Source organism: Phenylobacterium sp. (genome assembly GCF_013822795.1).
Lineage (GTDB): Bacteria > Pseudomonadota > Alphaproteobacteria > Caulobacterales > Caulobacteraceae > Phenylobacterium.
On sequence record NZ_PNLB01000004.1, the window covers coordinates 70,906 to 96,397 of the forward strand.

At 69.4% G+C, this 25,492-nt stretch carries 24 protein-coding genes; 16 read left to right on the top strand and 8 right to left on the bottom strand.

Features of this window, described 5'->3' with window-relative positions:
* Positions 1–124: 124 nt before the first annotated feature.
* Positions 125–1,594: a DEAD/DEAH box helicase gene (locus tag C0481_RS04755; protein WP_293401179.1), complete on the bottom strand. Its 1,470-nt coding sequence runs from the start codon at positions 1,592–1,594 to the stop codon at positions 125–127.
* A gap of 263 nt (positions 1,595–1,857) precedes the next feature.
* Positions 1,858–2,154, bottom strand: a complete 297-nt coding sequence (locus C0481_RS04760; protein WP_293401181.1) for a hypothetical protein — start codon at positions 2,152–2,154, stop codon at positions 1,858–1,860.
* A gap of 47 nt (positions 2,155–2,201) precedes the next feature.
* On the opposite strand from C0481_RS04760, the gene mutT reads away from it, so the two are divergent.
* The 3 genes from mutT (at position 2,202) to C0481_RS04775 (ending at position 4,589) form a co-directional block, all read left to right on the top strand.
* Complete coding sequence (mutT, locus tag C0481_RS04765) at positions 2,202–2,612, top strand: 8-oxo-dGTP diphosphatase MutT (protein WP_293401183.1); 411 nt, start codon at positions 2,202–2,204, stop codon at positions 2,610–2,612.
* Between the two features lie 242 nt (positions 2,613–2,854).
* Positions 2,855–3,730 carry a LysR substrate-binding domain-containing protein gene (locus C0481_RS04770; protein ID WP_293401185.1) on the top strand — a complete coding sequence of 292 codons (876 nt, stop codon included), beginning with the start codon at positions 2,855–2,857 and terminating at the stop codon, positions 3,728–3,730.
* Positions 3,720–4,589 carry a kinase gene (locus C0481_RS04775; RefSeq protein ID WP_293401187.1) on the top strand — a complete coding sequence of 290 codons (870 nt, stop codon included), beginning with the start codon at positions 3,720–3,722 and terminating at the stop codon, positions 4,587–4,589. The genes C0481_RS04770 and C0481_RS04775 overlap by 11 nt, the downstream gene beginning before the upstream one ends.
* A gap of 55 nt (positions 4,590–4,644) precedes the next feature.
* Here C0481_RS04775 and C0481_RS04780 read toward each other — a convergent pair whose 3' ends face one another.
* Positions 4,645–5,022: a DUF4168 domain-containing protein gene (locus C0481_RS04780; RefSeq protein WP_293401189.1), complete on the bottom strand. Its 378-nt coding sequence runs from the start codon at positions 5,020–5,022 to the stop codon at positions 4,645–4,647.
* 226 nt (positions 5,023–5,248) lie between these two features.
* On the opposite strand from C0481_RS04780, the gene C0481_RS04785 reads away from it, so the two are divergent.
* The 3 genes from C0481_RS04785 to C0481_RS04795 are packed head-to-tail and all read left to right on the top strand — an operon-like array spanning position 5,249 to position 7,752.
* Positions 5,249–5,932, top strand: a complete 684-nt coding sequence (locus tag C0481_RS04785; protein ID WP_293401191.1) for a hypothetical protein — start codon at positions 5,249–5,251, stop codon at positions 5,930–5,932.
* Positions 5,933–5,941: 9 nt separating this feature from the next.
* Positions 5,942–7,162, top strand: a complete 1,221-nt coding sequence (locus C0481_RS04790; RefSeq protein ID WP_293401193.1) for a M48 family metallopeptidase — start codon at positions 5,942–5,944, stop codon at positions 7,160–7,162.
* Between the two features lie 2 nt (positions 7,163–7,164).
* Positions 7,165–7,752, top strand: coding sequence for a hypothetical protein (locus tag C0481_RS04795; RefSeq protein WP_293401195.1), 588 nt, complete (start codon positions 7,165–7,167; stop codon positions 7,750–7,752).
* On the opposite strand, the gene C0481_RS04800 is transcribed toward C0481_RS04795, so the two are convergent.
* Positions 7,749–8,660, bottom strand: a complete 912-nt coding sequence (locus C0481_RS04800; RefSeq protein WP_293401197.1) for a methyltransferase domain-containing protein — start codon at positions 8,658–8,660, stop codon at positions 7,749–7,751. The genes C0481_RS04795 and C0481_RS04800 overlap by 4 nt on opposite strands.
* Positions 8,661–8,778: 118 nt before the next feature.
* Between C0481_RS04800 and C0481_RS04805 the strand changes: the two genes are divergently transcribed.
* The 5 genes from C0481_RS04805 to C0481_RS04825 all read left to right on the top strand — a co-directional run bounded on the left by C0481_RS04805 (position 8,779) and on the right by C0481_RS04825 (position 12,541).
* Positions 8,779–9,441: a ComF family protein gene (locus C0481_RS04805; RefSeq protein ID WP_293401199.1), complete on the top strand. Its 663-nt coding sequence runs from the start codon at positions 8,779–8,781 to the stop codon at positions 9,439–9,441.
* Positions 9,442–9,474: 33 nt separating this feature from the next.
* Positions 9,475–9,732: a glutaredoxin 3 gene (grxC, locus tag C0481_RS04810; RefSeq protein ID WP_293401201.1), complete on the top strand. Its 258-nt coding sequence runs from the start codon at positions 9,475–9,477 to the stop codon at positions 9,730–9,732.
* A 40-nt stretch (positions 9,733–9,772) separates the two neighbouring features.
* The gene (locus C0481_RS04815) at positions 9,773–10,606 is read left to right on the top strand and encodes a carbon-nitrogen hydrolase family protein (protein ID WP_293401203.1); all 834 of its coding nucleotides are present in this window, start codon (positions 9,773–9,775) and stop codon (positions 10,604–10,606) included.
* Complete coding sequence (locus C0481_RS04820) at positions 10,603–11,034, top strand: DUF1178 family protein (RefSeq protein WP_293401205.1); 432 nt, start codon at positions 10,603–10,605, stop codon at positions 11,032–11,034. The genes C0481_RS04815 and C0481_RS04820 overlap by 4 nt, the downstream gene beginning before the upstream one ends.
* 97 nt (positions 11,035–11,131) lie before the next feature.
* The gene (locus C0481_RS04825) at positions 11,132–12,541 is read left to right on the top strand and encodes a M20/M25/M40 family metallo-hydrolase (protein WP_293401207.1); all 1,410 of its coding nucleotides are present in this window, start codon (positions 11,132–11,134) and stop codon (positions 12,539–12,541) included.
* Positions 12,542–12,676: 135 nt separating this feature from the next.
* Here the strand turns inward: C0481_RS04825 and C0481_RS04830 are convergent, their stop codons facing one another.
* Positions 12,677–13,963 carry an outer membrane protein transport protein gene (locus C0481_RS04830; RefSeq protein ID WP_293401209.1) on the bottom strand — a complete coding sequence of 429 codons (1,287 nt, stop codon included), beginning with the start codon at positions 13,961–13,963 and terminating at the stop codon, positions 12,677–12,679.
* Positions 13,964–14,115: 152 nt separating this feature from the next.
* On the opposite strand from C0481_RS04830, the gene C0481_RS04835 reads away from it, so the two are divergent.
* The 3 genes from C0481_RS04835 (at position 14,116) to clpB (ending at position 21,037) form a co-directional block, all read left to right on the top strand.
* A complete protein-coding gene (locus tag C0481_RS04835; RefSeq protein WP_293401211.1) occupies positions 14,116–16,356 on the top strand; it encodes an arylsulfatase in 2,241 nt (746 codons plus the stop codon).
* A gap of 76 nt (positions 16,357–16,432) precedes the next feature.
* Positions 16,433–18,346, top strand: coding sequence for a S9 family peptidase (locus tag C0481_RS04840; protein WP_293401213.1), 1,914 nt, complete (start codon positions 16,433–16,435; stop codon positions 18,344–18,346).
* A gap of 108 nt (positions 18,347–18,454) precedes the next feature.
* Entirely contained in the window at positions 18,455–21,037 is a 2,583-nt protein-coding gene (gene clpB, locus C0481_RS04845; RefSeq protein ID WP_293401215.1) for an ATP-dependent chaperone ClpB, read from the top strand.
* A gap of 58 nt (positions 21,038–21,095) precedes the next feature.
* Here clpB and C0481_RS04850 read toward each other — a convergent pair whose 3' ends face one another.
* The gene (locus C0481_RS04850; protein WP_293401217.1) at positions 21,096–21,635 is read right to left on the bottom strand and encodes a hypothetical protein; all 540 of its coding nucleotides are present in this window, start codon (positions 21,633–21,635) and stop codon (positions 21,096–21,098) included.
* 49 nt (positions 21,636–21,684) lie between these two features.
* Entirely contained in the window at positions 21,685–22,110 is a 426-nt protein-coding gene (gene arfB / locus C0481_RS04855; RefSeq protein WP_293401219.1) for an alternative ribosome rescue aminoacyl-tRNA hydrolase ArfB, read from the bottom strand.
* Between the two features lie 207 nt (positions 22,111–22,317).
* Between arfB and C0481_RS04860 the strand changes: the two genes are divergently transcribed.
* A complete protein-coding gene (locus C0481_RS04860; protein WP_293401221.1) occupies positions 22,318–22,803 on the top strand; it encodes a GNAT family N-acetyltransferase in 486 nt (161 codons plus the stop codon).
* Here the strand turns inward: C0481_RS04860 and C0481_RS04865 are convergent.
* Positions 22,800–23,282, bottom strand: a complete 483-nt coding sequence (locus C0481_RS04865; RefSeq protein WP_293401223.1) for a Fur family transcriptional regulator — start codon at positions 23,280–23,282, stop codon at positions 22,800–22,802. The genes C0481_RS04860 and C0481_RS04865 overlap by 4 nt on opposite strands.
* Before the next feature lie 144 nt (positions 23,283–23,426).
* Between C0481_RS04865 and C0481_RS04870 the strand changes: the two genes are divergently transcribed.
* On the top strand, positions 23,427–25,457 hold the full coding sequence (locus tag C0481_RS04870; RefSeq protein ID WP_293401225.1) for a TonB-dependent receptor: 2,031 nt from the start codon (positions 23,427–23,429) through the stop codon (positions 25,455–25,457).
* Positions 25,458–25,492: the final 35 nt, after the last annotated feature.

Consider the following 25,492-nt stretch of genomic DNA (forward strand, 5'->3'; position numbering starts at 1 on the left):
TGCTCCCCCCTGGGGGAGCTGTCCGCCGGATGGCGGACTGAGGGGGACTACGATCTTGGCCGCAGGCCCCCTCCGTCGCGCTTTGCGCGCCACCTCCCCCTGAGGGGGGAGGAATTAACGCCGCTTAGTCCAGCGGGGTCCAGCGCTTCTCCCCGCCGCCCTGGGCCTTGTCGCGCTTGGGGCCCTTGAACTGCGACTGGTCGATCGGCTTGGTCGAGGCGCGCTCGCCCTGGACGCGGGCGCCGTGCGGGTGGCGGTCGCCGCCGCCCTGACCCTGACGCTGTCCGCCGCCGCCGGCCTTGGCCGGACGGTTGCGCTGCTTGCGCAGGCCGGGGGGCAGCTCGCTGCGGCCCTGCGGCTTGCGCCCGCCGCCACCGCCGCTGCGCTCGGCGTTCTTGCGGCCGGCTTCGGCGCGTTCGGCGGCCACTTCCGGCATCGCCTGGGTCATGACGTGCAGGCCGCGGTCGTTGCGGCGGTCGAAGGCCGGGATGGTCTGGCGGGTGACCTTCTGGATGTCCTTCAGCAGGTTGCGCTCGTCGTCGGCGCAGAACGCCACGGCCGAGCCGTCGGCGCCGGCGCGGGCGGTCCGGCCGATGCGGTGGACGTAGGCTTCGGGCACGTTGGGCAGTTCGTACTGGATGACGTGGCTGACCGCGTCGATGTCGATGCCGCGGGCGGCGATGTCGGTGGCCACCAGGGCGCGGACTTCACCGGCCTTGAAGGCGGCGAGGGCGCGCTCGCGCTGACCCTGGCTCTTGTCGCCGTGGATGGCGGCGGCTTCGACGCCGGCCGCCTCGAGCGACTTGGCCACGCGATCGGCGCCGCGCTTGGTGCGGGTGAAGACGATGACGCGCTTGAAGTCGCGCTCGGCGAACATCTCGCAGAGCAGGGCGCGCTTGCGGGCGGTCTCGACGAAGATGACCTGCTGCTTGATGCGCTCGACCGTGGTGGCCTGCGGGGTCACCGAGACCTTGGTCGGGTTGGGGCGCAGCAGCTCGCTGGCCAGCTTCTCGATCTCGCTCGGCATGGTGGCCGAGAAGAACAGGTTCTGACGCACGCGCGGCAGGTGCTTCTGGATCTGCCGGATCGGCACGATGAAGCCCATGTCGAGCATCTGGTCGGCCTCGTCGAGGACGAACATCTCGACGCCTTGCAGCGTGATGGTCTTCTCTTGCAGGTGGTCGAGCAGGCGGCCCGGCGTGGCGACCAGGACGTCGACGCCCGGGGCCATGGCGCGCATCTGGCCGCCGTACTTCACGCCGCCGAAGATCACGGCGACGCTGAGGTTCATGTGCTTGCCGTAGGCCTTGAAGCTTTCGGCGATCTGGGTGGCCAGCTCGCGGGTCGGCGAGAGCACCAGCACGCGGCAGCCGCGGCGCGGCGCCGGCTTCTTGTCGGCGGCCAGGCGGTGGATGATGGGGAGGGCGAAGGCGGCGGTCTTGCCGGTGCCCGTCTGGGCGATGCCGAGCAGATCCTTGCCGGCCAGCACGCCGGGGATGGCCTGGGCCTGGATCGGGGTCGGCTTTTCATAGCCCTCGTCGTTGAGGGCCTTGAGCAGCATCTTGTCGAGGCCGAGGTCGGTAAACTTGGTCAAACGAGTGTCTTTCACGGATGCGCCGAGCGCGGCCGCTCGCATATTGTGAGGGTCGCGAAGGTCGCGGGTCATTTGTGGAAAGCCCCCGCGTGGCGGGGCGATCTATGCGATCTCTTCAGGGCGCTCGACAGCTGGGTCCGAGTTGCGGAACCATCACGCGGCTGGAGCGCCGATAGCGCCACGAATGTTGCGGCGCAGCAGGGATATGACGGCTGGCGCGCCGAAAGTCAAGTTTGGCAAGGGATTGAGCTTGGCGAGATCGGTCAGCGGCGCTTGCCGCGTAGAGCCGAACGCAGGACTGTGTCGACGATCAGGAATGTGGGCACGAGCAAAACCAGCATCGCGGCGCCCATCAGCCATGGCCGCAGTGCGGGGCCGAGAACGTCGAAGTGTTCGAGCCATGCCGCGGGCGTCCGTTCAACAAGCAGCAAGACGGGGAGGCCGACGAGGAGACAAGACGTGACGGAGATGAGCGCGTCCAGCAACTCGGCGCGAAGGCCTGATGGCGGCAGCTTGTGAGGCATGTCGCCGACTGAAGCATGCACGTCGACCGCCGACAATCCGCCGCCCCCTTGCATTCCCCCGCGCATCCCGCGAGGAAGCGGGCATGTCCGACACCAAGCGCATGGTCCTCGTCGCCGCCGCGGCGCTCATCGATTCCGACGGCCGGGTGCTGATCTGCCAGCGCCCGCCGGGCAAGCAGCTGGCCGGGCTGTGGGAGTTTCCCGGCGGCAAGGTCGAGCCGGGCGAGACGCCCGAGCAGTGCCTGATCCGCGAGCTCGACGAGGAACTGGGCATCCAGGTCTCGCACGCTTGCCTGGCGCCCTTCGTGTTCGCCAGCCACACGTACGAGGATTTCCACCTCCTGATGCCGCTCTACCTGGTGCGGCGCTGGGAGGGCGTGGTCACCGCCAAGGAACACTCGGGCATCGCTTGGGTGAAGCCGATGAAGCTGGGTGACTATCCAATGCCGCCGGCCGACGCGCCGCTGGTGGCGTGGCTGCGCGACCTGGTCTGAGGCATGAAAAAGGCCCGCGGTGAGCTCGGATCACCGCGGGCCTCTCAGGGCCGGGTCTTACTGGTCCCCAACCGGCTCGACGCAGGCTGTGCATCGAACCCTCTTAGGTTGAACCTGAGTCCCTGCGCCGCGCCAGCCCCCGTAACGCTGTTCGGCTGGGGCGAAACGTCGCACCTGTGGCAAGGACGCTCGATAAGTGTCCAGGCGCTTGCCCGGCGCGGTGATCAGGCTAGCTTATCTTCATGCCGACCTTGCGACAGCTGCGCTACCTGACGGCCCTGGCCGACGAACGCCACTTTGGCCGGGCGGCCGCCGCCTGCCATGTCACCCAGCCGGCGCTATCGATGCAGATCCGCGAGCTGGAGGCCGAACTGGACCTGGTGCTGGTCGAGCGCGGGCGGGGCGGAACGGTGCTGACGCCGGATGGCGCCGCCCTGGCTGAGCGGGCGCGGGCGCTGATCGCCGGGGTGCGCGACATGGAGGACTTCGCCCGCGAGCGGCGCGGGGTTGGGTCGCGGCGGCTGGCTCTGGGGATGATCCCGTCGGTCGCCCCCTATCTGTTGCCCAGGGCGCTGCCGGTGCTGCAGGCGGCGCTTCCTGGGCTGGAGCTGAAGGTGCGCGAGACCCAGACCACGACCCTGTTGACCGAGCTGGCGGCCGGCGAGCTGGACGCGGTGATCGCCGCTGCGCCGCTGGCGGCCGAGGGGATCGAAGCCGTCGCGCTGTTTGACGACCCGTTCCTGCTCGCCAGCCCGGCGAGCGCGCCGCTGGCGGCCGAGGACCCGCGCCGCCTGCCGGCCGACCGGCTGCTGCTGCTGGAGGAGGGACACTGCCTACGCGACCAGGCGTTGGGCGCGTGCGAGCTCAGCGATCTCTCCACCTTCGGCGCGACCAGCCTGACCACGCTGTTGCAGTTGGTGGCGCACGGCCAGGGGGTGACGCTGTTGCCGGAGATGGCGGCCCGGGACCTGACCGATCCGCGCATCAGTCTGGCGCGATTTCCCGACCCGGCGCCGCGGCGGACCATCGTCATGGCCTGGCGCAGCGGCTCGGCGCGCCGACGGCGGCTGAAGGACATCGCCCTGCAACTGAAGGTCGAGGCCGCGCATGACGGCTGAACCCTGGCTGGCGCAGTTCATGGCGCAAGAGCGGCTGCCTGACAGCTACGCGCAGGTCGTGCGCGAGGTCGCGGTCCCGCTGGCCGACCGCATCGCCGCCGCGGCGCGGCCGGGGGGGATCGTCGTCGGGATCTGCGGGCCGCAGGCCAGCGGCAAGTCGACGCTGACCGCGGTGCTGGCGCGGCTGCTGGAGCTGCGGGGACTGAAGGCGGCGGCGATCTCGCTGGACGACCTCTACCTGACCCGCGCTGAGCGGGCGCAGTTGGCGCGACAGGTGCATCCGCTGCTGGCCGTGCGCGGCGTGCCGGGAACCCACGACGTGGCGCTGGGCGTGGAGCTGCTGGCGGCCCTGCGCCGACCAGGCGTCCACGAGCGGCCGGTGTTCGAGAAGGCCCACGATGATCGCCGCGAACACGGCGCGCCGTTCGAGGGGCCGGCCGACGTCGTGCTGTTCGAGGGTTGGTGCGTGGGCGCGCGGCCCCAGCCGCCGGCGGCGCTGGCCGCCCCGGCCAACGCCCTGGAGGCGCAGCAGGACGCCGACGGCGCCTGGCGCGGCTTCGTGAACAGCGCCCTGGCTGGACCCTACCAGCAACTGTTTGGGGCGCTGGATCTGCTGGTGCTGCTGCAGGCGCCGAGCTTCGAGGTGGTGCTCGGCTGGCGGATCGAGCAGGAGCGCAAGCTGCGCGAGCGGCTGGCGCGCGAAGGGGCGGACCCGAGCCGGGCGATGAGCGACGCCGAGGTCGCCGCCTTCATCGCCCACTACGAGCGGCTGACGCGCTGGATCCTGGAGGAGATGCCGGGACGGGCGGATGTGGTGGTGGCGCTGGACGCGGCGCGGCGTCCGACCTTGCGGACATGAAAAAGGCCGCCCCGGCGAACCGGAGCGGCCCATTTGAAAGGCGTGAGCCGAGGCCTTAGGCGGCCGGTTCGGCGTTCAGCACCGTGGTCAGGCGAGCGCGCAGGGCGGAGTCCTTCTGCACGGCGGCCGACATGTCGTTGTACTTTTGCGGGTCGAGGCCGCTGGCCTGCACGGCCGCGCCCATCTTGCTGATCATTTCCTTCTGCACCTCGGCCTTGGTCGGGCCGTCGGCGCCGGCCAGCTTCGGGGTGTACTCGCCGTTGATCTTCTGGATCTCGGTCATCGCCGAGCCGAAGGCCTTGAGATCGGCGTCGGAGAAGCCGCCCGCGGCAGGCGCTTCGGCGGCGGGGGCGGCCGGAGCGGTCTGAGCTTGCACGGAAGTGGCGGCGACAGCGGCGCCGATCAGGCCGGCGGCCAGGATAGCAATACGCATGTAGGGGGGTTCCTGTAGTCGTTTTGGGGTCGAGCCAAGACCGACGTTAGAGCGACGACGTGGCCAAAAAGCGACCCGGCTTGGCCGTTGGGATCGGGAAGATCTTGCGGCGCCCGCAATTGATGCAGGGAGCCCGCGGGCGCCGGAAATCACATCGACAACCGATTTTCCTCGCGTATAGATTGCGCCAGCCCTCCGATGCAGCCGAGGGCCGCTGGGGGGCGTCATGAGACTGTTCGGGATTGTCGCCGCGTGCCTGTTGCTGGCCGCGTGCACCACCACCAACACCAAGCTGGCCGCCAATCCCACCAAGCCGTCGGCGGGCGCGCGGATCGTCCTGGTGGAGCCGGACATCGAACTGGCGGTGCTGACCGCATCGGGCATGCAGGAGCCGCGGGCCGACTGGACCGAACAGGGCCGGGTCAACGTCGCCGCCGAGGTCGAGCGCCAGATGGCGGCCCGGGCGCACACCTTCCGCATGATCGATCCTGACGAGGCGATGGGCGGGCGCACCGGTCAGCTGCTGCGGCTGCACGAGGCGGTCGGCCAGTCGATTATGATGTTCAACTACGGCTATGTCAGCCTGCCGACCAAGGCCGCGTCCTTCGATTGGACCCTGGGCGAGGGCGCGCAGGCGTTGGGGGCGGCCTACGACGCCGACTACGCCCTGTTCGTGTTCGGCCGCGGCAACTACGCCAGCGGCGCGCGGGTGGCGACGGCTGTGGGGTTGGCGATCCTGGGCGTCGGCGTCCCGGTCGGCGGACAACAGTGCTTCGCCTCGCTGGTGGACCTGAAGACCGGACGGGTCGTGTGGTTCAACGTCGCCAGCACCGGACCTAATGACGACATGCGCAAGCCGGATGGGGCGGCTCAGCTCGTGCAGGCGGTGCTCAAGGACGCGCCGCTCTAGGTCATGGCGATGCGCACGTCAGCCCTCGCCCTGGCGGCGGTCCTGGCCGCCATGCCCGCCGCAGCGCAGGAACGCGCCGCGGGACTGCGTCCGAACGCGACCTCGGCGGAGGCGGGTTTCTGGGCAGTGATGGACAAGGCGGAGGCCGAGGCCAAGACCCGGGCCGATCTCAACACCGACCCGGCGCTGAACGCCTATGTCCGCGGGGTCATGTGCAAGGCGGCGGCGGCGCACTGCCCCGATCTGCGGGTCTATGTGATGGACCGGCCGTTCATGAACGCCAGCATGGCGCCGAACGGCTACTCCGAGGTGTGGTCGGGCCTGCTGTTGCGTGCGAACGACGAGGCCGAGCTCGCCTACGTGCTGGGCCATGAGGTGAGTCATTTCACCGAGAGCCACACGATTGAAGCGCATCGGGCCCAGAAGACGCGAGCCAACGTGGTTCTGGCCGCGACGGTCGTGGTCGCGGTCGCCGGCGCTGCGTCGGCGGCCAGCGCCGGCACCGCGAGCGAGGCGCAGTCGATCATGGACGCCACCGGCAACACGATCGACCTGATCTATTATGCGCAGATGGCGTCCTTCTTCCGCTTCAGCCGCGAGCAGGAGGGCGAGGCCGACCTGCTTGGCCAGCGCAAGCTGGCGGAGGCCGGCTACGATCCAGCGGCGGCGGCCGAGAGCTGGCGCGGGCTGACGGCCGAAACCAAGGGCTCGGACTTCAAGCGGGTGCGGGAGTCTGAGACGCGGATCAGCGTGTTCTCCAGCCACCCGCTGGGCGCGCAGCGAATTGCGGCCCTGGAGACGCAGGCCGGGACCCTGACGGCCGGCGGCGATCGCGGCCGCGACCGTCACCGCGCGGCGATCCGGCCGCACCTGGGCGCCTGGCTGCGCGACGACCTGCGCAAGCGCGACTTTGGACAGACCCTGGTGGTCATCGATCGGCTGGCGGCCGACGGCGAGGACCTGGGCGTGCTCAACTACTATCGCGGCGAAGCCTATCGGATGCGGCGTGGCGACGGCGACCTGGCCAAGGCGCGGGACGCCTATCTCGCCGCGGCCGCCCAACCGGACGCGCCGGTCGCCGTCTGGCGCGAACTCGGCGACATCCGCCGGCGCGACGGGGACCTGGCCGGGGCCCGGACCGCTTACGACAACTATCTGGCCAAGGCGCCGCAGGCCGAGGACGCCTGGCTGGTGCAGGACAGCCTCTCCAGCCTCGATCAGGGGAAATGACCATGCGCACGATCTTCCGGGCCCTTGGGCCGCTTGCGGCCTGCCTTGCGCTGGCGGCCTGCGCCACGGTGACGTCGGCCCCGGCCGGCGCGATGAAGGTCGGCGACGCCTACGAGGTCGCGCTCGGCCGCGAATGGTCGGACATCAGCAACATCATGAACGGCCGGACCAAGAAGGTCCGCCTGCTGTCGATCGACGGGCCGCTGCTCAACCGGCTCTATCTCAGCGACGGGCTGGAGCCCGGCGAGTACCTGATCAAGCCGGCGGCGAAGGAGACCCCGACGCCGGTGATCCGCAAGGATATGAGCGCCAGCGAGCGGCTGGAGTTCGTCGCCGACAGCGTCGTGGCGCTGGAGTACCAGCGCGTCCAGCTGGTCCGGCCGCGCCCGGCCAAGCTTGGCCAGGGCAATGGGGTGCGGTTCGACCTGACGGCGCAGACCAAGTCCGGCCTGGACGTGAAAGGAACCGGCGTGATCAGCGAGCAGGGCGGCAAGACCTATGTCCTGCTCTACCTGGCGCCGGCCGAGCACTATTTCGACGCCAACCTGGCCGAGGTCGAGGCGATCCTGGGTTCGGCCAGGCTGGGTTAGTCCTCGTCCCGCGGCAGAGGGTTTTCGACCACGCCGAGGGCGTCGGCCAGGCGCATCTTGGCTGAGCCGGGCTTCAGCGGTTTCTGCTGGCTGGGGTCGGGCGCCCAGCCGGTCAGGGTGAGGATCTCGAAGGTCGCGGGCACGCGGCCGTCGGGCTCGGCGAAGCGTTCGACATAGATCTCGAAGGCGCGGGCCAGGACCTGACGGGTCAGCGGCTTGGGATGGCGCTCGGCCAGCACGCTGGTCTCACCCATGGCGCGCAAGTCGGCGAGCAGCTTGAGCGGGTGGGCATAGCGGACCGTCAGGCGGTCGACGTCGGCCACCGGCAGGGCGAAGCCCGAGCGCTGCAGCAGGCCGGCGGCGTCGTACGGATCGGCGAAGGGCGAGACGCGGGGGCCGGCGCCGCCGGTCAGCTCGGCCTCGGCGGCCAGCAGTGACTGGCGCAGTTCGGTCAGGGTGGCGCCGCCCAGCAGCGAGCCGATGAACAGGCCGTCGGGCTTCAGCGCGCGGCGGATCTGGATCAGGGCCCCGACCACGTCGTTGGTCCAGTGCAGGGCCAGGGTGGAGACCACCAGGTCGAGGCTGCCCGGGGCGAAGGGCAGGCGCTCTTCGTCGGCGATCAGGCGCAGGCCCTGGCGGCCGGCCAACATGCGCGGGGAGAGGTCGGTCTCGACCAGCAGGCCGACCCGCTCGGCGGCGTCGCTCTGGGAGAGGAACCGGGCGAAGTGACCGTTGCGCGCGCCCAGATCGACGGCGCGCGGGAAGTCGCGCATGATCGCCTCGAGACGCACGACGGCGTCCTCGGCGGCGCGGGCCTTCAGGAAGTCGGCGGCGGCGTAGCCGGGGGCGGCGCGGTCCAGGCGGGCGCGGAGCAGATCGCGGTCGAAGAGACGGGGCGGGGCTGACATGGGCTTTCTAGATGGCGATGCGGACGTCCGGTGGAAACCCGGGTCGCGCGCGAAGGCCGCGGTTCGTACCGCGCTGGATCTGCTTTTCCCACCCCAAACGCTCGACGGCGCGGCGGCGATGAGCGGCGGTCTGAGCGCGCAGGCCTGGAGCGCGATCCCGTTTATCGACGGACCGCTGTGCGACGGCTGCGGCTTGCCGTTCGAGTACGACCTGGGGCCCGGCGTGCGTTGCGCAGACTGCTCGGCGCGGCCGCGGGCGTTCGCGCGGGCCCGGGCCGCCTGCCTCTATGACGAAAATTCGCGCGGGCCGATCCTGCAGCTCAAGCACGCCGACCGCACCGACTTGGCCCCGCTGCTGGCCCGCTGGATCAGCCGCTCGGCGCGAGAGCTGCTGGACGAGGCCGACGTGCTGGTTCCGGTCCCGCTGCACCGCTCGCGGCTGCTTGGACGCCGCTTCAATCAGGCCGCCGAGATCGCCCGGCCGCTGGGCCGGCTGTCGGGGGTGAGCTACCTGCCTGACGCGCTGATCCGGGTGCGGGCCACGGCGACCCAGGGCGGCAAGACGGGGAGCGGCCGTCGCCGCAACGTGGCCGCGGCGTTCGCCGTGCCGCCGGCCAAGGCCAGGCTGGTGGCCGGCAAGACGGTGCTGCTGATCGATGACGTCATGACCACCGGCGCCACTTTGGAAGGCTGCGCGCGGGCCTTGCTGGCCGCGGGGGCGCTGCGCGTGAATGCCGCAGTGGTCGCGAGGGTTAAAGAAGCCGCAAGTCGGGCCATATAGACCCGAGCCCATCCAACCCGTATCAGTCGAGCCATGGCCGAAGTCACCATCTATACGAAACCCTACTGCCCCTACTGCATCCGCGCGGTGTCGCTGCTGGAGAAGAAGGGCGTGGCGTTCCAGGAAATCGAGGCGTCGGGCGACCCCGAGAAGCGCCAGGAGATGGTCCAGCGCGCCAACGGCCGGGCCACCTTCCCGCAGATCTTCATCGGCGAGCAGCACATCGGCGGCTGCGACGACATGATGGCGCTGGAATACGACGGCAAGCTGGACGCCCTGCTGGCCGCCTGAGGCTTGAGCGCGGGCCGGCTCTGACCTATCGGAGTTGGCCATGAGCGTACGCGTCGGCCTGATCCAGACGAGAACCCCGGCGAGCCAATCGGCCGCCCTGGCCCATGTCGCGCCGCTGGTGCGGCAGGCGGCGGCGGAAGGCGCGAGCTTCATCGCCACGCCCGAGGGGACCAACATCCTGCAGAAGGACAAGGCCGCGCTGCTGCCGCAGCTGACCTTGCTGGAGGACGACCCCGTCGTGCAGGGCCTGCAGGCGCTGGCGGCGGAGCTCTCGGTCACCCTCCTGATCGGCTCGGCGCTGGTGAAGCGAACCGACGGCAAGGCCGCCAACCGCGCGGCGCTGATCACGCCGCAGGGCCAGATCGCCGCGACCTACGACAAGCTGCACATGTTCGACGTGGACCTGCCAACCGGCGAGACTGCGCGCGAGAGCGAGACCTACGAGCCCGGCGCGCAGGCTGTAGCCGCGCGGGCCGGTGACCTGAAGCTTGGCCTGACCATCTGCTATGACGTGCGCTTCCCGGCGCTCTACCGCGCCCTGGCTCTGGCCGGGGCCGAGGTGATCGTCACGCCCGCCGCGTTCACGCGGCCGACCGGCGAGGCGCACTGGGAGACGCTGCTGCGCGCCCGGGCGATCGAGACCGGCAGCTTCGTGCTGGCGCCGGCGCAGGGCGGCTTCCACGAAGACGGCCGCGGCACCTGGGGGCGGACGCTGGCGATCGGCCCCTGGGGCGAGGTGTTGGGCAGGCTGGATCACGACGAGCCGGGGGTGCTGATCGCCGACTTGGACCTGGCCGCCGTCGCCAAGGCGCGGGCGGCGATCCCGGCCCTGCCCAATGCGCGAAGCTTTGCAGCGCCTATATCTATCGCATGATCCGCTACGCGCTCATTTGCGAGAACGCCCACGAGTTCGAGGGCTGGTTCGGCTCGTCAGGCGACTTCGACGACCAGGCCGGCCGCGGGCTGGTTTCCTGCCCGGTCTGCGACAGCAAGGCCGTCGAGAAGCAGATCATGGCCCCGTCGGTGGCGGGCACCAAGAAGAGCGCTGCGGCCGACCTGCCGCCGCAGGTGCGCTCGATGGTGATGGAGGCGATGGGCAAGGTCCGCGCCCACGTCGAGGAGAATTTCGACTATGTCGGCGACGCTTTCGCCGGCGAGGCCCGCGCCATCCACGAGGGCCGCTCGGACGACCGCGGCATCTATGGCGAGGCCAGCCCCTCCGAGATCAAGGCGCTGAAGGACGACGGGATCCAGATCGCGCCGTTGCCGCCGGCGCCGCCGAAGAAGTCGGACGTGAACTAAAACTCCGCCGCGGTGAGCGGTTGTCGTGAAGGCGGCTCCGCCATTGCGGTGGCGCTTTGCGCCCCATAGGCTCCCGGCCAGTTCATGGGGAGCGTCAATGATCCGTACTTTCACCGCCGCCGCCTTGGCGGCCGCCGCCGTCGCCTCGCCTGCGATGGCGCAGAGCCCGCGCGCTGACCAGCTTGCCTTCCGCGACCTCTACAAAGAGCTGATCGAGATCAACACCACCCTGTCGGTGGGCAGTTGCACGGCGGCGTCCGAGGCCATGGCCGCGCGGCTGAAGAGCGCCGGGTTCGCCGACGAGGACCTGAAGATCATCGTCTCGCCCGACCGCCCCAAGGACGGCAACCTGGTGGCGACGCTGAAAGGGACCGACGCCAAGGCCAAGCCGATCCTGCTGCTGGCGCATATCGACGTGGTCGAGGCCAATCGCGCCGACTGGGAGCGCGACCCGTTCAAGCTGGTCGAGGAGAACGGCTTCTTCTACGCCCGCGGCGCGGCCGACGACAAAGCCCAGGCCGCGGTCTGGGTCGACACCCTGGCGCGCTACAAGACCGAAGGCTTCAAGCCGAGGCGGACGATCCGCATGGCGCTGACCTGCGGCGAGGAGACGCCCGACACCTTCAACGGCGTCCAGTACCTGATCAAGAACCACCGCGAGCTGATGGACGCCGCCTTCGTGCTGAACGAGGGCGCCGGCGGGCGGCTGGATTCTCAGGGCCAGCGCGTCTCGTTGGGCATCCAGGCCGGCGAGAAGGTCTATCAGGACTACACCCTGGAAGTGACCAATCCGGGCGGCCACTCCTCGGCGCCGGTGCGCGACAACGCCATCTATCACCTGTCGCAGGGGCTGGCGCGGCTGGGCGAGTACGACTTCCCGGTGAAGCTGAACGACGCGGTGCGCGGCAACTTCATCCAGATGGCCAAGATCGAGGGCGGGCCGATGGGCGAGGCGATGGCCGCCGTCGCCAAGGACCCGTCCAACGCCGCGGCGGTGGCGGCTGTCGCCCGCGATCCGGGCCGCAACTCGATGATGCGGACCACCTGCGTGGCGACCATGGTCAACGCCGGCCATGCGCCCAACGCCCTGCCGCAGCGGGCGCGGGCCAACGTCAATTGCCGGATCCTGCCGGGCGAGGGCGTCGAGGCCACCCGCGAGGCGCTGGTCAAGGTGCTGGCCGATCCGGCGATCAAGGTGACCACGGTCGGCGAGCCGAGCCCGGTCACCCCGCCGCCGGTGTTGAACAAGCAGATCATGGGCCCGGTCGAGACCGTCTCGGCCAAGCTGTGGCCGGGCGTGCCGGTGGTTCCGGTGATGGCGACCGGCGCCACAGACGGTCGCTTCCTGAATGCGGTGGGGGTGCCGACCTATGGCCTGACCGGGATGTTCAGCGAGCCGACCGGCAACGGCGCCCACGGGCTGAACGAGAAGATGCGCGTGCGCTCGCTCTATGAGGGCCGCGACTTCCTCTACGAGGTGGTCAAGCTCTACGCGAACCAGAAGTAGCCTTAGATCCTCCCCTCTTGGGGGAGGTGGATCGGCGCGGAGCGCCGAGACGGAGGGGGACTGCTCTCAAACTGAAGAGTCAAAGTCCCCCTCAGTCAGCCATCGGCTGACAGCTCCCCCAGAGGGGGAGCATTTTTAGAACGTCTTCCTCAGGCCCAGCGACAACACGTAGCCGGCGCCCTCGACCTCACCGCGCAGGCGCGTGGTCGTGGCCGCGGGGGTGCCGCCGTAGAACACCGTGTCGTGGTGGACGTCGGAGTTGGCGAAGTCGATGTAGGCGAAGGCCGCGTCGACCTTCAGGCCCGACATGACGTCGGCCGTCGCGCCGACACCGTAGAGCCAGCGATCGCCGTCGGGCACCCGGGCGGTGCGGTCGGCGTCGGGGGTCGGGGTCGGGTCGTACTGCACGCCGGCGCGCAGGGTCAGCTTGTCGTTGACCGCATAGTCGAGGCCGACGCCGCCGGACGTGACGTCTTCGTAGCCTTGGAACAGGTTCTCGCCGCCACCGGGGAACGTCACGTCGATAGATTCAAATTCGCCCCAGCCGATGCGCTGGACCTGGGCGTTGAGCGCGAGCTTGTCGGTCGCTTGCCAGCGGGCGCCGAGGGTGGCGATCCAGGGCGTGGTGAAAGCGGCCGAGCCGCCGACCTCGCGATTGACCGGCGCGAGAGGCCCGACCAGGCCGCCGACCAGCACATTGCCGTCGAGGTCATGCTCGACCTTCGAGCGGTAGCTGGCGCCGACCGTCACCGGCCCGAAATAGGCCTGGGCGCCGAGCGTCCAGCCGAAGTCCCAGCCGTCGCCGCTGAGCTGGGAGATGCCGTCGGGAAGCAGCGGCGAGAGGTTCGGATAGGCGGTCTGCAGCTTGGCGTCGGCGTATTGGGCGTTCACACCGGCCCCGATGTCGAGCCACTCGGTGACCTTCATCGCGCCGGTCAGCTGGATGTCGGCGGTGGTCAGCCGCGAGGTCAGCGCATCGTACCGGGCCCAGGACGTCTTGCGGTACTCGGTGGTGAAGTTGAAGGGCGCGGCGACCGACAGGCCCAGCGCGAAGCGGTCGCCGATCGGGGTGGCGATGGCGAAGTTGGGGGCGACGCCGTCCTGGATCGGACTGAAGGCGCGCGGCTCGCCCTGGATCGGAATGGTCAGGCCGTTCGGATAGGTGATGGTCGAGCCTTCGTTCTTCACGGTCGCGTCAACGAACACCGCGTGCATCCCGACATAGGCCTCGCGGCCGGAGCGGGCGATGGCGGCCGGGTTCCACCAGAGCGAGGAGACGCCCTGGTCGGCGACCTCGCCGGAATAGGCGCGGCCGGTCCCCTTCACCGACTGTTCCTGCAGGTAATAGCCGGCCGCATGGGCCTGGGTGGACAGGAGGGCGGTTACGGCCGTGGTCGCCGCCAGGAGGGTCAGCCGGGTCATGGGAGGTGCTCGTCTTCCGGGGAGGATCCGCGCGCGGATCGGTTGCCCCCCAAACCCGGTCAGCCCGTCGCCGGTTGCAGAACGACGATCAACCGCTTGCCAAACCGTGGCCCAGGAGCCACAACTAAATGAATTGGCATGGAGTCTGTCATATGTCTGGATCGCGCGACGCGGCGAAGGTTGGCCGCACCCTGGCGGACTCGGTCCCCTATTGGCCGCCCAAGGTGAAGCCGCCGGCCGGCTCGCCGAACATCCTGGTGGTGTTGTTCGACGATGTCGGCTTCTCGGACTTCGGGTGCTACGGCTCGCCGATCAAGACCCCGACGATCGACAAGCTGGCGGCCGAGGGGCTGCGCTACACCGGCTTCCACACCACGGCCATGTGCTCGACCACGCGGGCGGCGCTGCTGACCGGGCGCAACCACCACTCGGTGGGCATGGGCTGCCTGGCCAACTTCGATTCCGGTTTCCCCGGCTATCGCGGCAAGATCGCCAAGGAGGCGGGGACCCTGCCGGAGATCCTGCGCGGTCAGGGCTACGGGACCTACATGGTCGGCAAGTGGCACGCCACGCCGGTCAACCAGACGGGCGCGGCCGGGCCGTTTGACGGCTGGCCGCTGGGCCGCGGCTTCAACCGCTTCTACGGCTTCATGGACGCGGAGACCGACCAGTTCTCGCCTGAGTTGGTGCGCGACAACACCCCGGTCGAGGCGCCGGCCGGCTATCGCGACGGCTATCACCTGACCGAGGACCTGGTGGACGAGAGCATCCGCTTCGTCGCCGATCACATCGCCGACGCCCCCGACCAGCCGTGGCTGCTGTGGCTGGCGCTGGGCGCCTGCCACGCGCCGCACCAGGCGCCGATGGACATCATCCGCAGCTATGACGCGGTGTTCGAGGATGGCTGGGATGTCGAGCGCGAGCGCCGGCTGGAACGCCAGAAGGCGATGGGGATCGTGCCGGCCGACACGGCGCTGCCGCCGCGCAACGACGGGGTGCGGCCCTGGGCCGACTATTCGCCCGACGAGCAGAAGGTGTTCACCCGGCTGCAGAGCGCCTTCGCCGGCATGCTGGACCATGCCGACCGGCACCTGGCCCGGCTGGTCGACTTCCTGGAACAGGCCGGCGTGAAGGACGACACCCTGATCCTAGTGCTGTCGGACAACGGCGCCAGCCAGGAGGGCGGACCGCTGGGCTTCGTCAACGCCATGGGCCCCTACAACATGAAGTTCGAGCCGATGCCGGAGAAACTGGCGCGGATCGAAGACATCGGCGGGCCCGACAGCCACTCGAACTTCCCGCAGGGTTGGGCCCAGGCCTCGAACACCCCGCTGCGCCGCTATAAGCAGAACACGCACGGGGGCGGCATCCGCGATCCGCTGGTGATCAGCTGGAAGAACGGCATCGCCGCGCGCGGCGAGACCCGCGGCCAGTTCGCCCATGCCTGCGACCTGACCCCGACCCTGTTGGAGCTGCTGGGGATGAGCTCGCCGGACGTCATCGCCGGCGTCGCGCAGATGCCGATGGAGGGCGAGAGCTTCGCCGCCTCGTTGAGCGACGCGGGCGCCCCGGCCAAGACCTCGCCGCAGTACTTCGAGATGTTTGGCCACCGCGGGCTCTGGAAGGACGGCTGGAAGGCGGTGGCGTTCCACCCGCCGGGCGCGCCCTTCGACAAGGACGTCTGGGAACTCTACCACCTGGACGCCGACTTCTCGGAGACCAACGACCTGGCGCAGACTGAGCCCGAGCGGTTGGAGGCGCTGATCGACGAGTGGTGGGCGCAGGCCGAGCGCAGCAACGTCCTGCCGCTGGACGACCGCTTCGGTCCGCGGTTCGCCGAAAACGCCCTGCGCCACCAGGGCGCGCGCAAGCAGTTCGTGTTCCACAAGGGCATGGGGCACGTGCCCAGCGACTGCGCCCCGGACGTGCGCTCGCGCTCGTACTTCATCGAGGCGGACGTGACCCTGGGCGAGGGCGACGAGGGGGTGCTGATCGCCCATGGCGACGCCACCAGCGGCTACTCGCTGTTCGTCCGCGACGGGCGGCTGCACCATACGCTGAACGTCGGCGGGCTGCGCACCACGGTCAGCTCGCAGGCGCCGCTCGAGCCGGGCCGCCGGCGGCTGGGCGTGCAGTGCGTGCAGGGCGACGGCCGCCGCTTCATCCTCAGCATCGACGGCCAGCCGGCCGGCGAAGTCGCCACCCACCTCGGCTTCATGACCCTGATCTCGTGGTCGGGCCTGGACATCGGCCGCGACCGCGGCAGCGCGGTCGGCGATTATGCCGAGCCGTTCAAGTTCACCGGCGCCCTGCGCACCGTGACCGTGACCATGGACGCCGACCAGGCCCTCGATGGCGAGGCTGTGGGGGCTGCGGAGCTGGCGCGCCAGTAGATTGCGTCACCCAACTGCGGGTTGCGTGCGGGCCCAGCCTCGGCCAAGGTTTCCTTGATCGGGGAGGACTACCATCGTGCTTATCAGGGTGATCGCGCTGGCCGCAGCGCTGCTTTCGGTCGCGTCGGTCGCAGAGGCTGCGCCGCTGGAGGCGTACGGCCGGCTGCCCGCCATCCAGGCCGCCGCCATCGCGCCGGACGGCAAGCACTTTGTGTTGGTGACGACGGAAGGCGACGAGCGGCGGATCCTGATCAAGGATGTCGAGACCGGCCAGACGGAAGTCATGGTCGCTGGCCGGACGAACACGCCCGGCGTCACTTGGGCCGGGCCGCGCTATCTGCTGGTCACCACCAGCCGCGAAGCGGAAATCGTCGGCGCCCTGGGTTCCCCAGCCGACTATACGACCATCAGCCTTTACGACGTCGAGCGCAGGAAGGGGCTCCCGCTCATCATCGACGCGACCACCGGCTTGAACGTCACCGTGGGCGAGCCCCAAGTCCGCAATGTCGGCGGCGAGGCGCAGATCTTCGTCAAGGGCGTGCGGTTCGACATCGAGGGAAAGGGCCGACTGGCCCTCTACCGCGTCGATCCCGTGACGCGGCGCGCGGCCCTGGTTCAAGCCGGATCTGAGTACACCGAGGACTGGCTGGTCGGCATGGGCGGCGAACCGCTGGCCGAGACCGGATACGACGCCGACAAGGGCCGCTGGACGCTGAAGCTGAAGGCGCCGGCCGGATGGCGCGACGTGAAGTCGATGACCACCTTCGCCCAAACGCCGGCGCTGCTGGGAGTGGGGCGTGACGGGGTCTCGGCGCTGGTGTCGGAGAACGTCGACGGCAAGCAGGTTCTGCGCGAACTCGCGCCCGATGCGGCCGCCTGGCCCGATCCCTTCGCCGACATCAGCGACCGCAGCGTGATCTGGGATTCGCTCGGCGTGCGCATGACCGGCGTCACCTATCTGGAGGGCGACCAGCGGCGTCATGAGTTCCGCGACCTCGAAGATCAGAAGCTTTGGCGTTCGGTCCAGGCCGCCTACCCCGGGCAACTGGTGGAGCTGGTCTCATGGTCGGATGATCACCAGCGCCTGATCGTCAGCGTGGATTCGCCCGTCGAGGGGCCGGCGCTGGCCTTTGTCGACTGGAGCAAGAAGAAGGCCGACTGGATCGGTCCCTACTATCCGCAGCTGACCGCCGCGGACATCGCGACGGTGGCGCCCGTTCGGTTCAAAGCCGCCGACGGTCTCGAGCTCTCGGGCTACCTGACCGTGCCCAAGGGGCGCCAGGCCAAGGGCCTGCCCCTCGTGGTGCTCGCGCACGGCGGCCCGGCTTCGCGAGATGCGCCGGGCTTCGATTGGTGGGCGCAGGCGCTGGCGTCGCGCGGCTACGCCGTGCTGCAGGTGAACTTCCGCGGCTCGACCGGCTATGGCCGCGAGTTCCTGGAGGCCGGCTTCGGCCAATGGGGCCGCAAGATGCAGACGGACCTATCCGATGGCGTGCGCCACCTGGCGGCCCAGGGAACCATCGACCCAGGGCGGGTGTGCGTCGTCGGCGCAAGTTACGGCGGCTATGCGGCCCTGGCGGGCGCTACGCTTGACCGCGGCGTCTATCGCTGCGCGGCCTCGGTGTCCGGCGTCTCTGATCTGCGCAAGATGCTGATCTTCGCCCGCAGCGAGGGCGGCGCCGCCGCGCAGCGCTACTGGATTCGGTTCATGGGCGTTGAAGGCCCCAACGACGACAAGCTGATCAGGTTGTCGCCGGTCTTCAACCTGGAGGGCGTGAAGACGCCGATTCTCCTCATGCACGGCGGCGACGACAAGGTGGTTCCGATCGAGCAGAGCTATGCGATGGCGCGGGCGTTGAAGGAGGCGGGGAACCCTGCCGAACTGGTGGTTCTGAACGGTGAGGACCACTGGCTGTCTCGGGGCGAGACCCGATTGCGGATGCTCAATGCGGTGACGATGTTCCTGGAGAAGAATAACCCGCCGAGCTGATTTCGGGGTGGTCACGGTTGTGTGGCGAAATCGCCACACTACATCCCGTCGAGGCGCGGCCGTGCTTGATGAAGGCGGTCGCGTCAATCCGCCTATCGAGGGGAACGCATGAACATCGACCTCTATTCCGACCGCGCCAAGCAGGCGATCCAGTCGGCCCAGAGCCTGGCGCTGGCGCGCCGCCATCAACAACTCGCGCCCGAGCACCTGTTGAAGGTGCTGCTTGAAGAAAAGGACGGCCTCAGCCGCGCACTGATCCAGAGCGCCGGCGGACGTCCAGATGCGGCCGACAAGGCCGCCGACGATCTGCTGGCCAAGCGGCCCAAGGTCGAAGGCGGCTCTGGCCAGCTCTACATGGCGCCCGAGACCGCGCGCATCTTCGCCGAGGCCGAGGCCGGGGCGAAGGCCGGCGGCGACGCTTTCGTCACCACCGAAAGGCTGCTGATCGCCATCGCCAAGGAAGGCGGCGACGCGGCCAAGGCCCTGAAGGACGCCGGCGTGAACGCCGCGGCGCTGGAAGAGGCCGCCAAGTCGATGCGCAAGGGCAAGACCGCCGACAGCGCCTCGGCCGAGGAAGGCTATGACGCGCTCAAGCGCTATGCCCGCGACCTGACCCAGGCTGCGCGCGACGGCAAACTCGACCCGGTGATCGGCCGCGACGAGGAGATCCGCCGCACGATCCAGGTGCTGAGCCGCCGGACCAAGAACAACCCCGTGCTGATCGGCGAACCCGGGGTCGGCAAGACCGCGATCGTCGAGGGGCTGGCCCTGCGCATCGTCAACGGCGACGTGCCCGAAAGCCTGAAGGACAAGCAACTACACGCCCTGGACATGGGCTCGCTGATCGCCGGCGCGAAGTATCGCGGCGAGTTCGAAGAGCGGCTGAAGGCCGTGCTCGGCGAAGTCACCGCGGCCGAAGGCTCGATCATCCTGTTCATCGACGAGATGCACACCCTGGTCGGGGCCGGGAAGACCGACGGGGCGATGGACGCCTCGAACCTGCTCAAGCCCGCCCTGGCGCGCGGCGAGCTGCATTGCGTCGGCGCGACCACGCTGGATGAGTACCGCAAGCACGTCGAGAAGGACGCGGCTCTGGCCCGCCGGTTCCAGCCGGTGTTCGTCAGCGAGCCGACCGTCGAAGACACGGTCTCGATCCTGCGCGGCCTCAAGGAGAAGTACGAGGTGCACCACGGGGTGCGCATCTCCGACAGCGCCATCGTGGCCGCCGCGACCCTGTCGAATCGCTACATCACCGACCGCTTCCTGCCCGACAAGGCCATCGACCTGGTCGACGAGGCGGCCAGCCGCGTGCGCATGGCGGTGGACTCCAAGCCCGAGGAGCTGGACGAGATCGACCGGCGCATCGTGCAGCTGAAGATCGAGCGCGAGGCCCTGTCGAAGGAGCCGGACGCCGCCTCCCAGGCGCGGCTGGAAAAGCTGGAAGACGAACTAGACGACCTGGAAGGCCGCTCTGCGGAAATGACCGCGCGCTGGAAGTCCGAGAAGGACAAGGTCTCGTCGGCCGCCCAGGCCCGCGAGGCCCTGGACCGGCTGCGCGCTGAACTGGTTGCGGCCCAGCGGCGCGGCGACCTGCAGCGCGCCTCGGAGATCGCCTATGGCGAGATCCCGGCCCTGGAGCGCCGGCTGGCGCAGGAGGAGACGGCCGCGGCCGAAAATCCGATCAGTCCTGAGGTGGTCGACGCCGAGCAGATCGCCGCCGTGGTCAGCCGCTGGACCGGCATCCCGGTCGACAAGATGCTGGAAGGCGAGCGCGAAAAGCTGCTGCAGATGGAGGACGCCCTGCGCGGCCGCGTGGTCGGCCAGGAAGAGGCGCTGGTCGCGGTGTCCGACGCCGTCCGTCGCGCGCGCGCCGGCCTGCAGGACCCCAATCGGCCGATCGGCTCGTTCCTGTTCCTCGGTCCGACCGGCGTCGGCAAGACCGAGCTGACCAAGGCGCTGGCCGAGTTCATGTTCGATGACGAGAGCGCGATCACCCGCCTCGATATGTCTGAATACATGGAGAAACATTCGGTCAGCCGGATGATCGGCGCGCCTCCCGGCTATGTCGGCTACGACGAAGGCGGGGCGCTGACCGAAGCCGTGCGGCGCCGGCCCTATCAGGTCGTGCTGTTCGACGAGGTCGAGAAGGCGCACCCGGACGTGTTCAACGTGCTGCTGCAGGTGCTGGACGACGGTCGCCTGACCGATGGCCAGGGCCGCACGGTCGACTTCCGAAATACGATCCTGATCATGACCTCGAACCTGGGCTCGGAGTTCCTGGCCAACCAGGCCGAGGGCGAGGATGTCGAGGAGGCGCGGCCGATGGTGATGGAGGTGGTCCGCCGCCACTTCCGGCCCGAGTTCCTCAACCGGATCGACGAGATCATTCTCTTCAAGCGCCTTGGCCGCGGAGAGATGGACAACATCGTCGGCATCCAACTGCAGCGGGTCGAGAAGCTGCTGGCCGACCGGCGCATGTCGATCGTCCTGGATTCGGCGGCCATGCACTGGCTGGCCGAGAAGGGCTATGACCCGGTCTATGGCGCCCGTCCGCTGAAGCGGGTGATTCAGAAGGAACTGGTCGATCCGATCGCCCGCAAGCTGCTGGCGGGCGAACTGGACGACGGCGCGGTGATCCAGGTCGGGGCCGACGCCGACGGCCTGGAGATCGGCAAGGCCAAGGTCCACTAAGGCAAAGGCCCCGGAGATCGCTCTCCGGGGCCTTTTGTTTCTGCGGAATGGTCGGGAGCTAGAGCTCGACCTTCACGGCGCGGCCGCCGCGGATTTCGACGCGGCGCATGACCGCGATGTCGGGGCCCGAGCCGCTGACCGGCTTGGCGACAGTGATCACGTACCAGGCGCCGTTGGCGAGCCCCGAGAAGCTGAAGGCGCTGTTGGCGTCGCAGACCGTGCGCTTGACGAAGGCCGAGTAGTCGCCGCTGGGCGCCGACGGCGTGCGGGCGCGGACCTCGTCGGCCGGCAGGGCAGCGCGGTCGGCCGACGTGTAGAGAATGCTCATCCGCCGCCGGGTCCAGGGCGTCTCGGGCGTCAAGACCACGCCCGCGCCAGTGCACGAGTAGCGGGTCTGGCCGGCCTTGAAGGTCAGGCGGCCATCGACGCGGCCCGAACCGGGGACGGCCGACCACGAGAAGTCCTCCGCGCGGAAGACGCCGGCCGTGGCCGGACCGCCGGCGCCGGGCGGCGGAGGCGGGGGCGGGCCCAGGGTCGGAGCGCAGGCGGCGACGAGCAGCAGGGCGGCGGAGGCGGAGAGAAGACGGATGCGTGACATGGCGCGCGCACATTACGCATCCGGAAGCCTCACCGCCAAGGGTTTACCCCTAGTCGTCGCCTCGGACCTTGCCGCGCATGGCCTTGACCCCGCCGCGACGCACCTTGGTTTCGACGCGGCGCTTCTGCGAGGCTTTGGTCGGCTTGGTCTTCTTGCGGGGTGGGGGCGGCGGCTTGGCGGCCTCGCGGATCAGCTCCAGCAGCCGTTCCAGCGCGTCGGCGCGGTTGCGCTCCTGGGTGCGGAAACTCATCGCGGTCAGCACCAGCACGCCGTCCAGGGTCAGCTTGCGCCCGGCCAGCCGCATCAACCGCACGGCGACGTCGTTGGGCAGCGAGGGCGAGCGGCGCACGTCGAAGCGCAGCTCCACCGCGGTGGAGACCTTGTTGACGTTCTGTCCGCCCGGACCGGCCGCGCGGATGAACCGCTCGGTGATCTCGTCCTCGGAGATGGCGATGGTGGGGGTGACTTCGATCACCGGGCTTTTCCGATACCTGGGTTCCGGCTAACTATGCCGCATGCGCACTTTCGCGACCCTTATGCACGTGACCTGCCGAACCGCCCAAGCGGGATCGGTGAGGGATGTCGTGCGCTAGGACCGTTTGGCCGCATCAACCCCGCCAGCCCCGCCGCGAGGACGGGGCTTTTTTCATGGCTCCGTCTCGCATTCCAGAGAGAAGCAGCCATGAGCGACATTCTGATCCGCGCGTCCGAACCTGAGGACATCGCCGACCTGACCGAGGTCCTGAACCAGCCGCGCGCCGTCTGGGGGACCATGCAGGTCCCGTTCACCAGCGTCGCCGAGCGCCGCCGCAAGTACGAGGGACGGCCCGACACCCATCTGGTGGCGGTGATCGAGGGCAAGGTGATCGGGACCTTGGGCTTGGCGCGCAACGAGGGCCGACGTGGACACTCGGCGACGCTGGGCATGGCGGTGCACGACGCCTATGCCGGCCGTGGCGCAGGCACGGCGTTGATGGCCGCCATCGTCGATCAGGCCGATCGGTGGCTGAATGTTCAGAGGCTGGAGCTGTTCGTCTGGACCGACAACGTCCGCGCCATCGCGCTTTATGAGCGGTTCGGCTTCGAGCGCGAAGGCGTGCTTCGGTCGTACGCCTGGCGAGACGGGGCCTATGCCGACGCCATCTCGATGGCGCGCCTGCGGCCCTAGCCGGCGCGGCAGGCGGAGCAGCGGCCGCGGGCTTCCAGGGTGATGGTGGAGACCTGGTAGCCCGCCGCCTCGGCGGCGGCGAGCTGGGCGGTGAAGTCGGGCTCGAACTCCTGGGCCGCGCCGCAGCAGTCGCAGATCAGAAAGGCGGCGCGGTGCTCGCCGCCGTCGATGCGACAGGGCACGTAGGCGTTCAGGCTCTCGATCCGGTGCGCGAAGCCCAGGCGTTCGAGAAACTCCAGCGCCCGGTAGACGGTCGGCGGCTTGGCCGGTTCGCCGTGCTCGCCGAAGGCCGCGATCAGGTCGTAGGCCTTCTGCGGGCCGTCCGACTCGAGCAGCAGCTCCAGCACACGCCGACGCGGCGCCGTCAGGCGCTCCTGGGTCGCCACGCAGCGGTGCTCGGCCGCGCCGAGCGCATGGGTCAGGGCGTGCCCCTTGAGGCCCGGATGCGCGCCGTCCGCGTGATGACACTCGCTTCCCATATGCCTTGGCTACCTGCCTCTCGCGCCCGCCGCAAGCAAAGCCGCTTGACGGTGGGTTATGTTATCTCATAACGGTCGATGTTATTTCGTAACACGGCGAGCCGGTTTCAAGGCCGCCGTCGTGAGTATGCCCGAGGCGTTAGAATGACCAAGACCTACCTGCTCGCCGCCGCCGGCGCCGCTGCGCTGTCCGCGGGATCGGCCCATGCCGAGGCGCCCAAGGAGGTGTCCGAGCTGGTGGTGACCGCCGCGCCCTATGTCGTCTCGATGGATTCGGTGACGACCAGCGTGGAGGTGATGAAGCGCGACGACCTCGACGCCGCGCCTTCGGCCGGCCTGGGGGACGTGCTGTCGGGGCTGCCGGGCGTGCGCTCGACCTTCTTCGGACCCGGCGCCAGCCGCCCGGTGATCCGCGGCCTGGCCGGGCCGCGGGTGCTGGTGCTGAGCAACGGTGTGGGGATGATCGACGCCTCGGCGCTGTCGCCCGACCACCAGGTGGCCAATGACCCGCAGGAAGCCGAGCGGATCGAAGTGCTGCGCGGCCCCTCGGCCCTGGCCTATGGCGGCTCGGCGATCGGCGGCATCGTCAACATCATCGACGAGCGCATCTCCAGCACCAAGGTCGAGGGCGTGCACGGCCGCATGCTGGCCTCGGGCACAAGCGTCGACGAGGGTTCGTCGGTCTCGGCCTCGATCAAGGCCGGCGTCGGCGGCTGGGTGTTCAGCCTGGACGGCCTGCATCGCGAGAGCTCGGACTACGACATTCCCTCGCCGGCGGAGTCGCGGCGGTTCATGGCCGCCGAAGGCGAGGAGTACCTGGGCAAGGAGCCTTCGACCGTCGCCAACACCGCGGTCGAGCTGAACGCCTACGGCGGCGGCGTGTCCTATGTCGGCGACAAGGGCTTTCTGGGCATGGCGGTGAAGCGCACCGACACCACCTATGGCGTGCCGGGCCACTCGCACGAAGCGCATGGGGATGACGACCACGATCATGAGCATGAGGACGAAGAGGGCGGTGTCCAGATCGACCTGAAGCAGACGCGCTACGATCTGCGCGGCGGCCTCAACCTCGACCTCGGCCCGTTCGACCAGCTGAAGGTCTCGGCCGGCTACGCCGACTACGAGCACGCCGAACTGGAAGGCGGCCACATCGGCACCCAGTTCCTCTCGGAAGGCTGGGAGGCGCGCGCCGAGCTGGTGCAGAAGGCGCGCGGCGGCTGGCAAGGCGCGGTCGGCCTGCAGGCCCTGTCGCGCACGTTGGACGCCAACGGCGACGAAGCCTACGTGCCCTCGACAGAGACCCACGAGCTTGGCCTCTTCACGCTGCAGCGACTGGACAACGACACCTGGGGCGTCGAGGGCGGGCTGCGGCTCGACCGTCGGGAGCTTGAGACCGATACGCTGTCGCGGGACTTCACCAATGTCTCGGCCAGCATCGGCGGCTTCCTGCGCCCCGCGGAGGGTTGGTTCCTGGGGCTGTCGGCCTCGCGGACAGCGCGGGCGCCGACCGAGGCGGAACTGTTCGCCAACGGGGCCCATGCGGCCACCCGCGGCTTCGAGGTCGGGAACGCTGACCTGGACTCGGAAGTCTCGTACTCGCTGGACGCCACGGTCCACTACGGCGAGGGGCCCTGGGAGATGGATCTTCACGCCTTCGCCGTGAAGTACGACGGCTTCATCGACCTGCGCGCCAACGGCCAGTTCGATCCCGAGAGCGGCTTCGCCGTGTTCGACTACCTGCAGACCAACGCGACGTTCTATGGCGCGGAGGCCGAGGCGTCGTACCGCCTGTGGCAGGACGGCGAGCGCAGCTTCTCGCTGCAGGGCGCGGCCGACTATGTCCATGGCGACACCGATCTCGGCCCGCCGGCCCGCATTCCGCCGTGGTCGGTCACCGGCCGGGCGGTGTTCGACGGCGGCTGGTGGAGCGGCAAGCTGGAGTTGCGCCAGGTGGGCGAGCAGGACCGGGTGGCCGAGTTCGAGCTGCCGACCGACAGCTACCGGACGCTCAACGCCTACCTATCAGCGACGCCGTTCGCCGACCGCCAGTTACGGCTGTTCCTGGAAGGGCGGAACCTCAACGACGCCGAGGCTCGCGAGCACGTTTCGTTCCTGAAGGACCTAGCCCCGTTGCCGGGCCGCAGCTTCCGGCTCGGCGTCGGCTACAAATTCTAGTCCGGGCAAAGAAAAACCCCTCCCGCGAGGGAGGG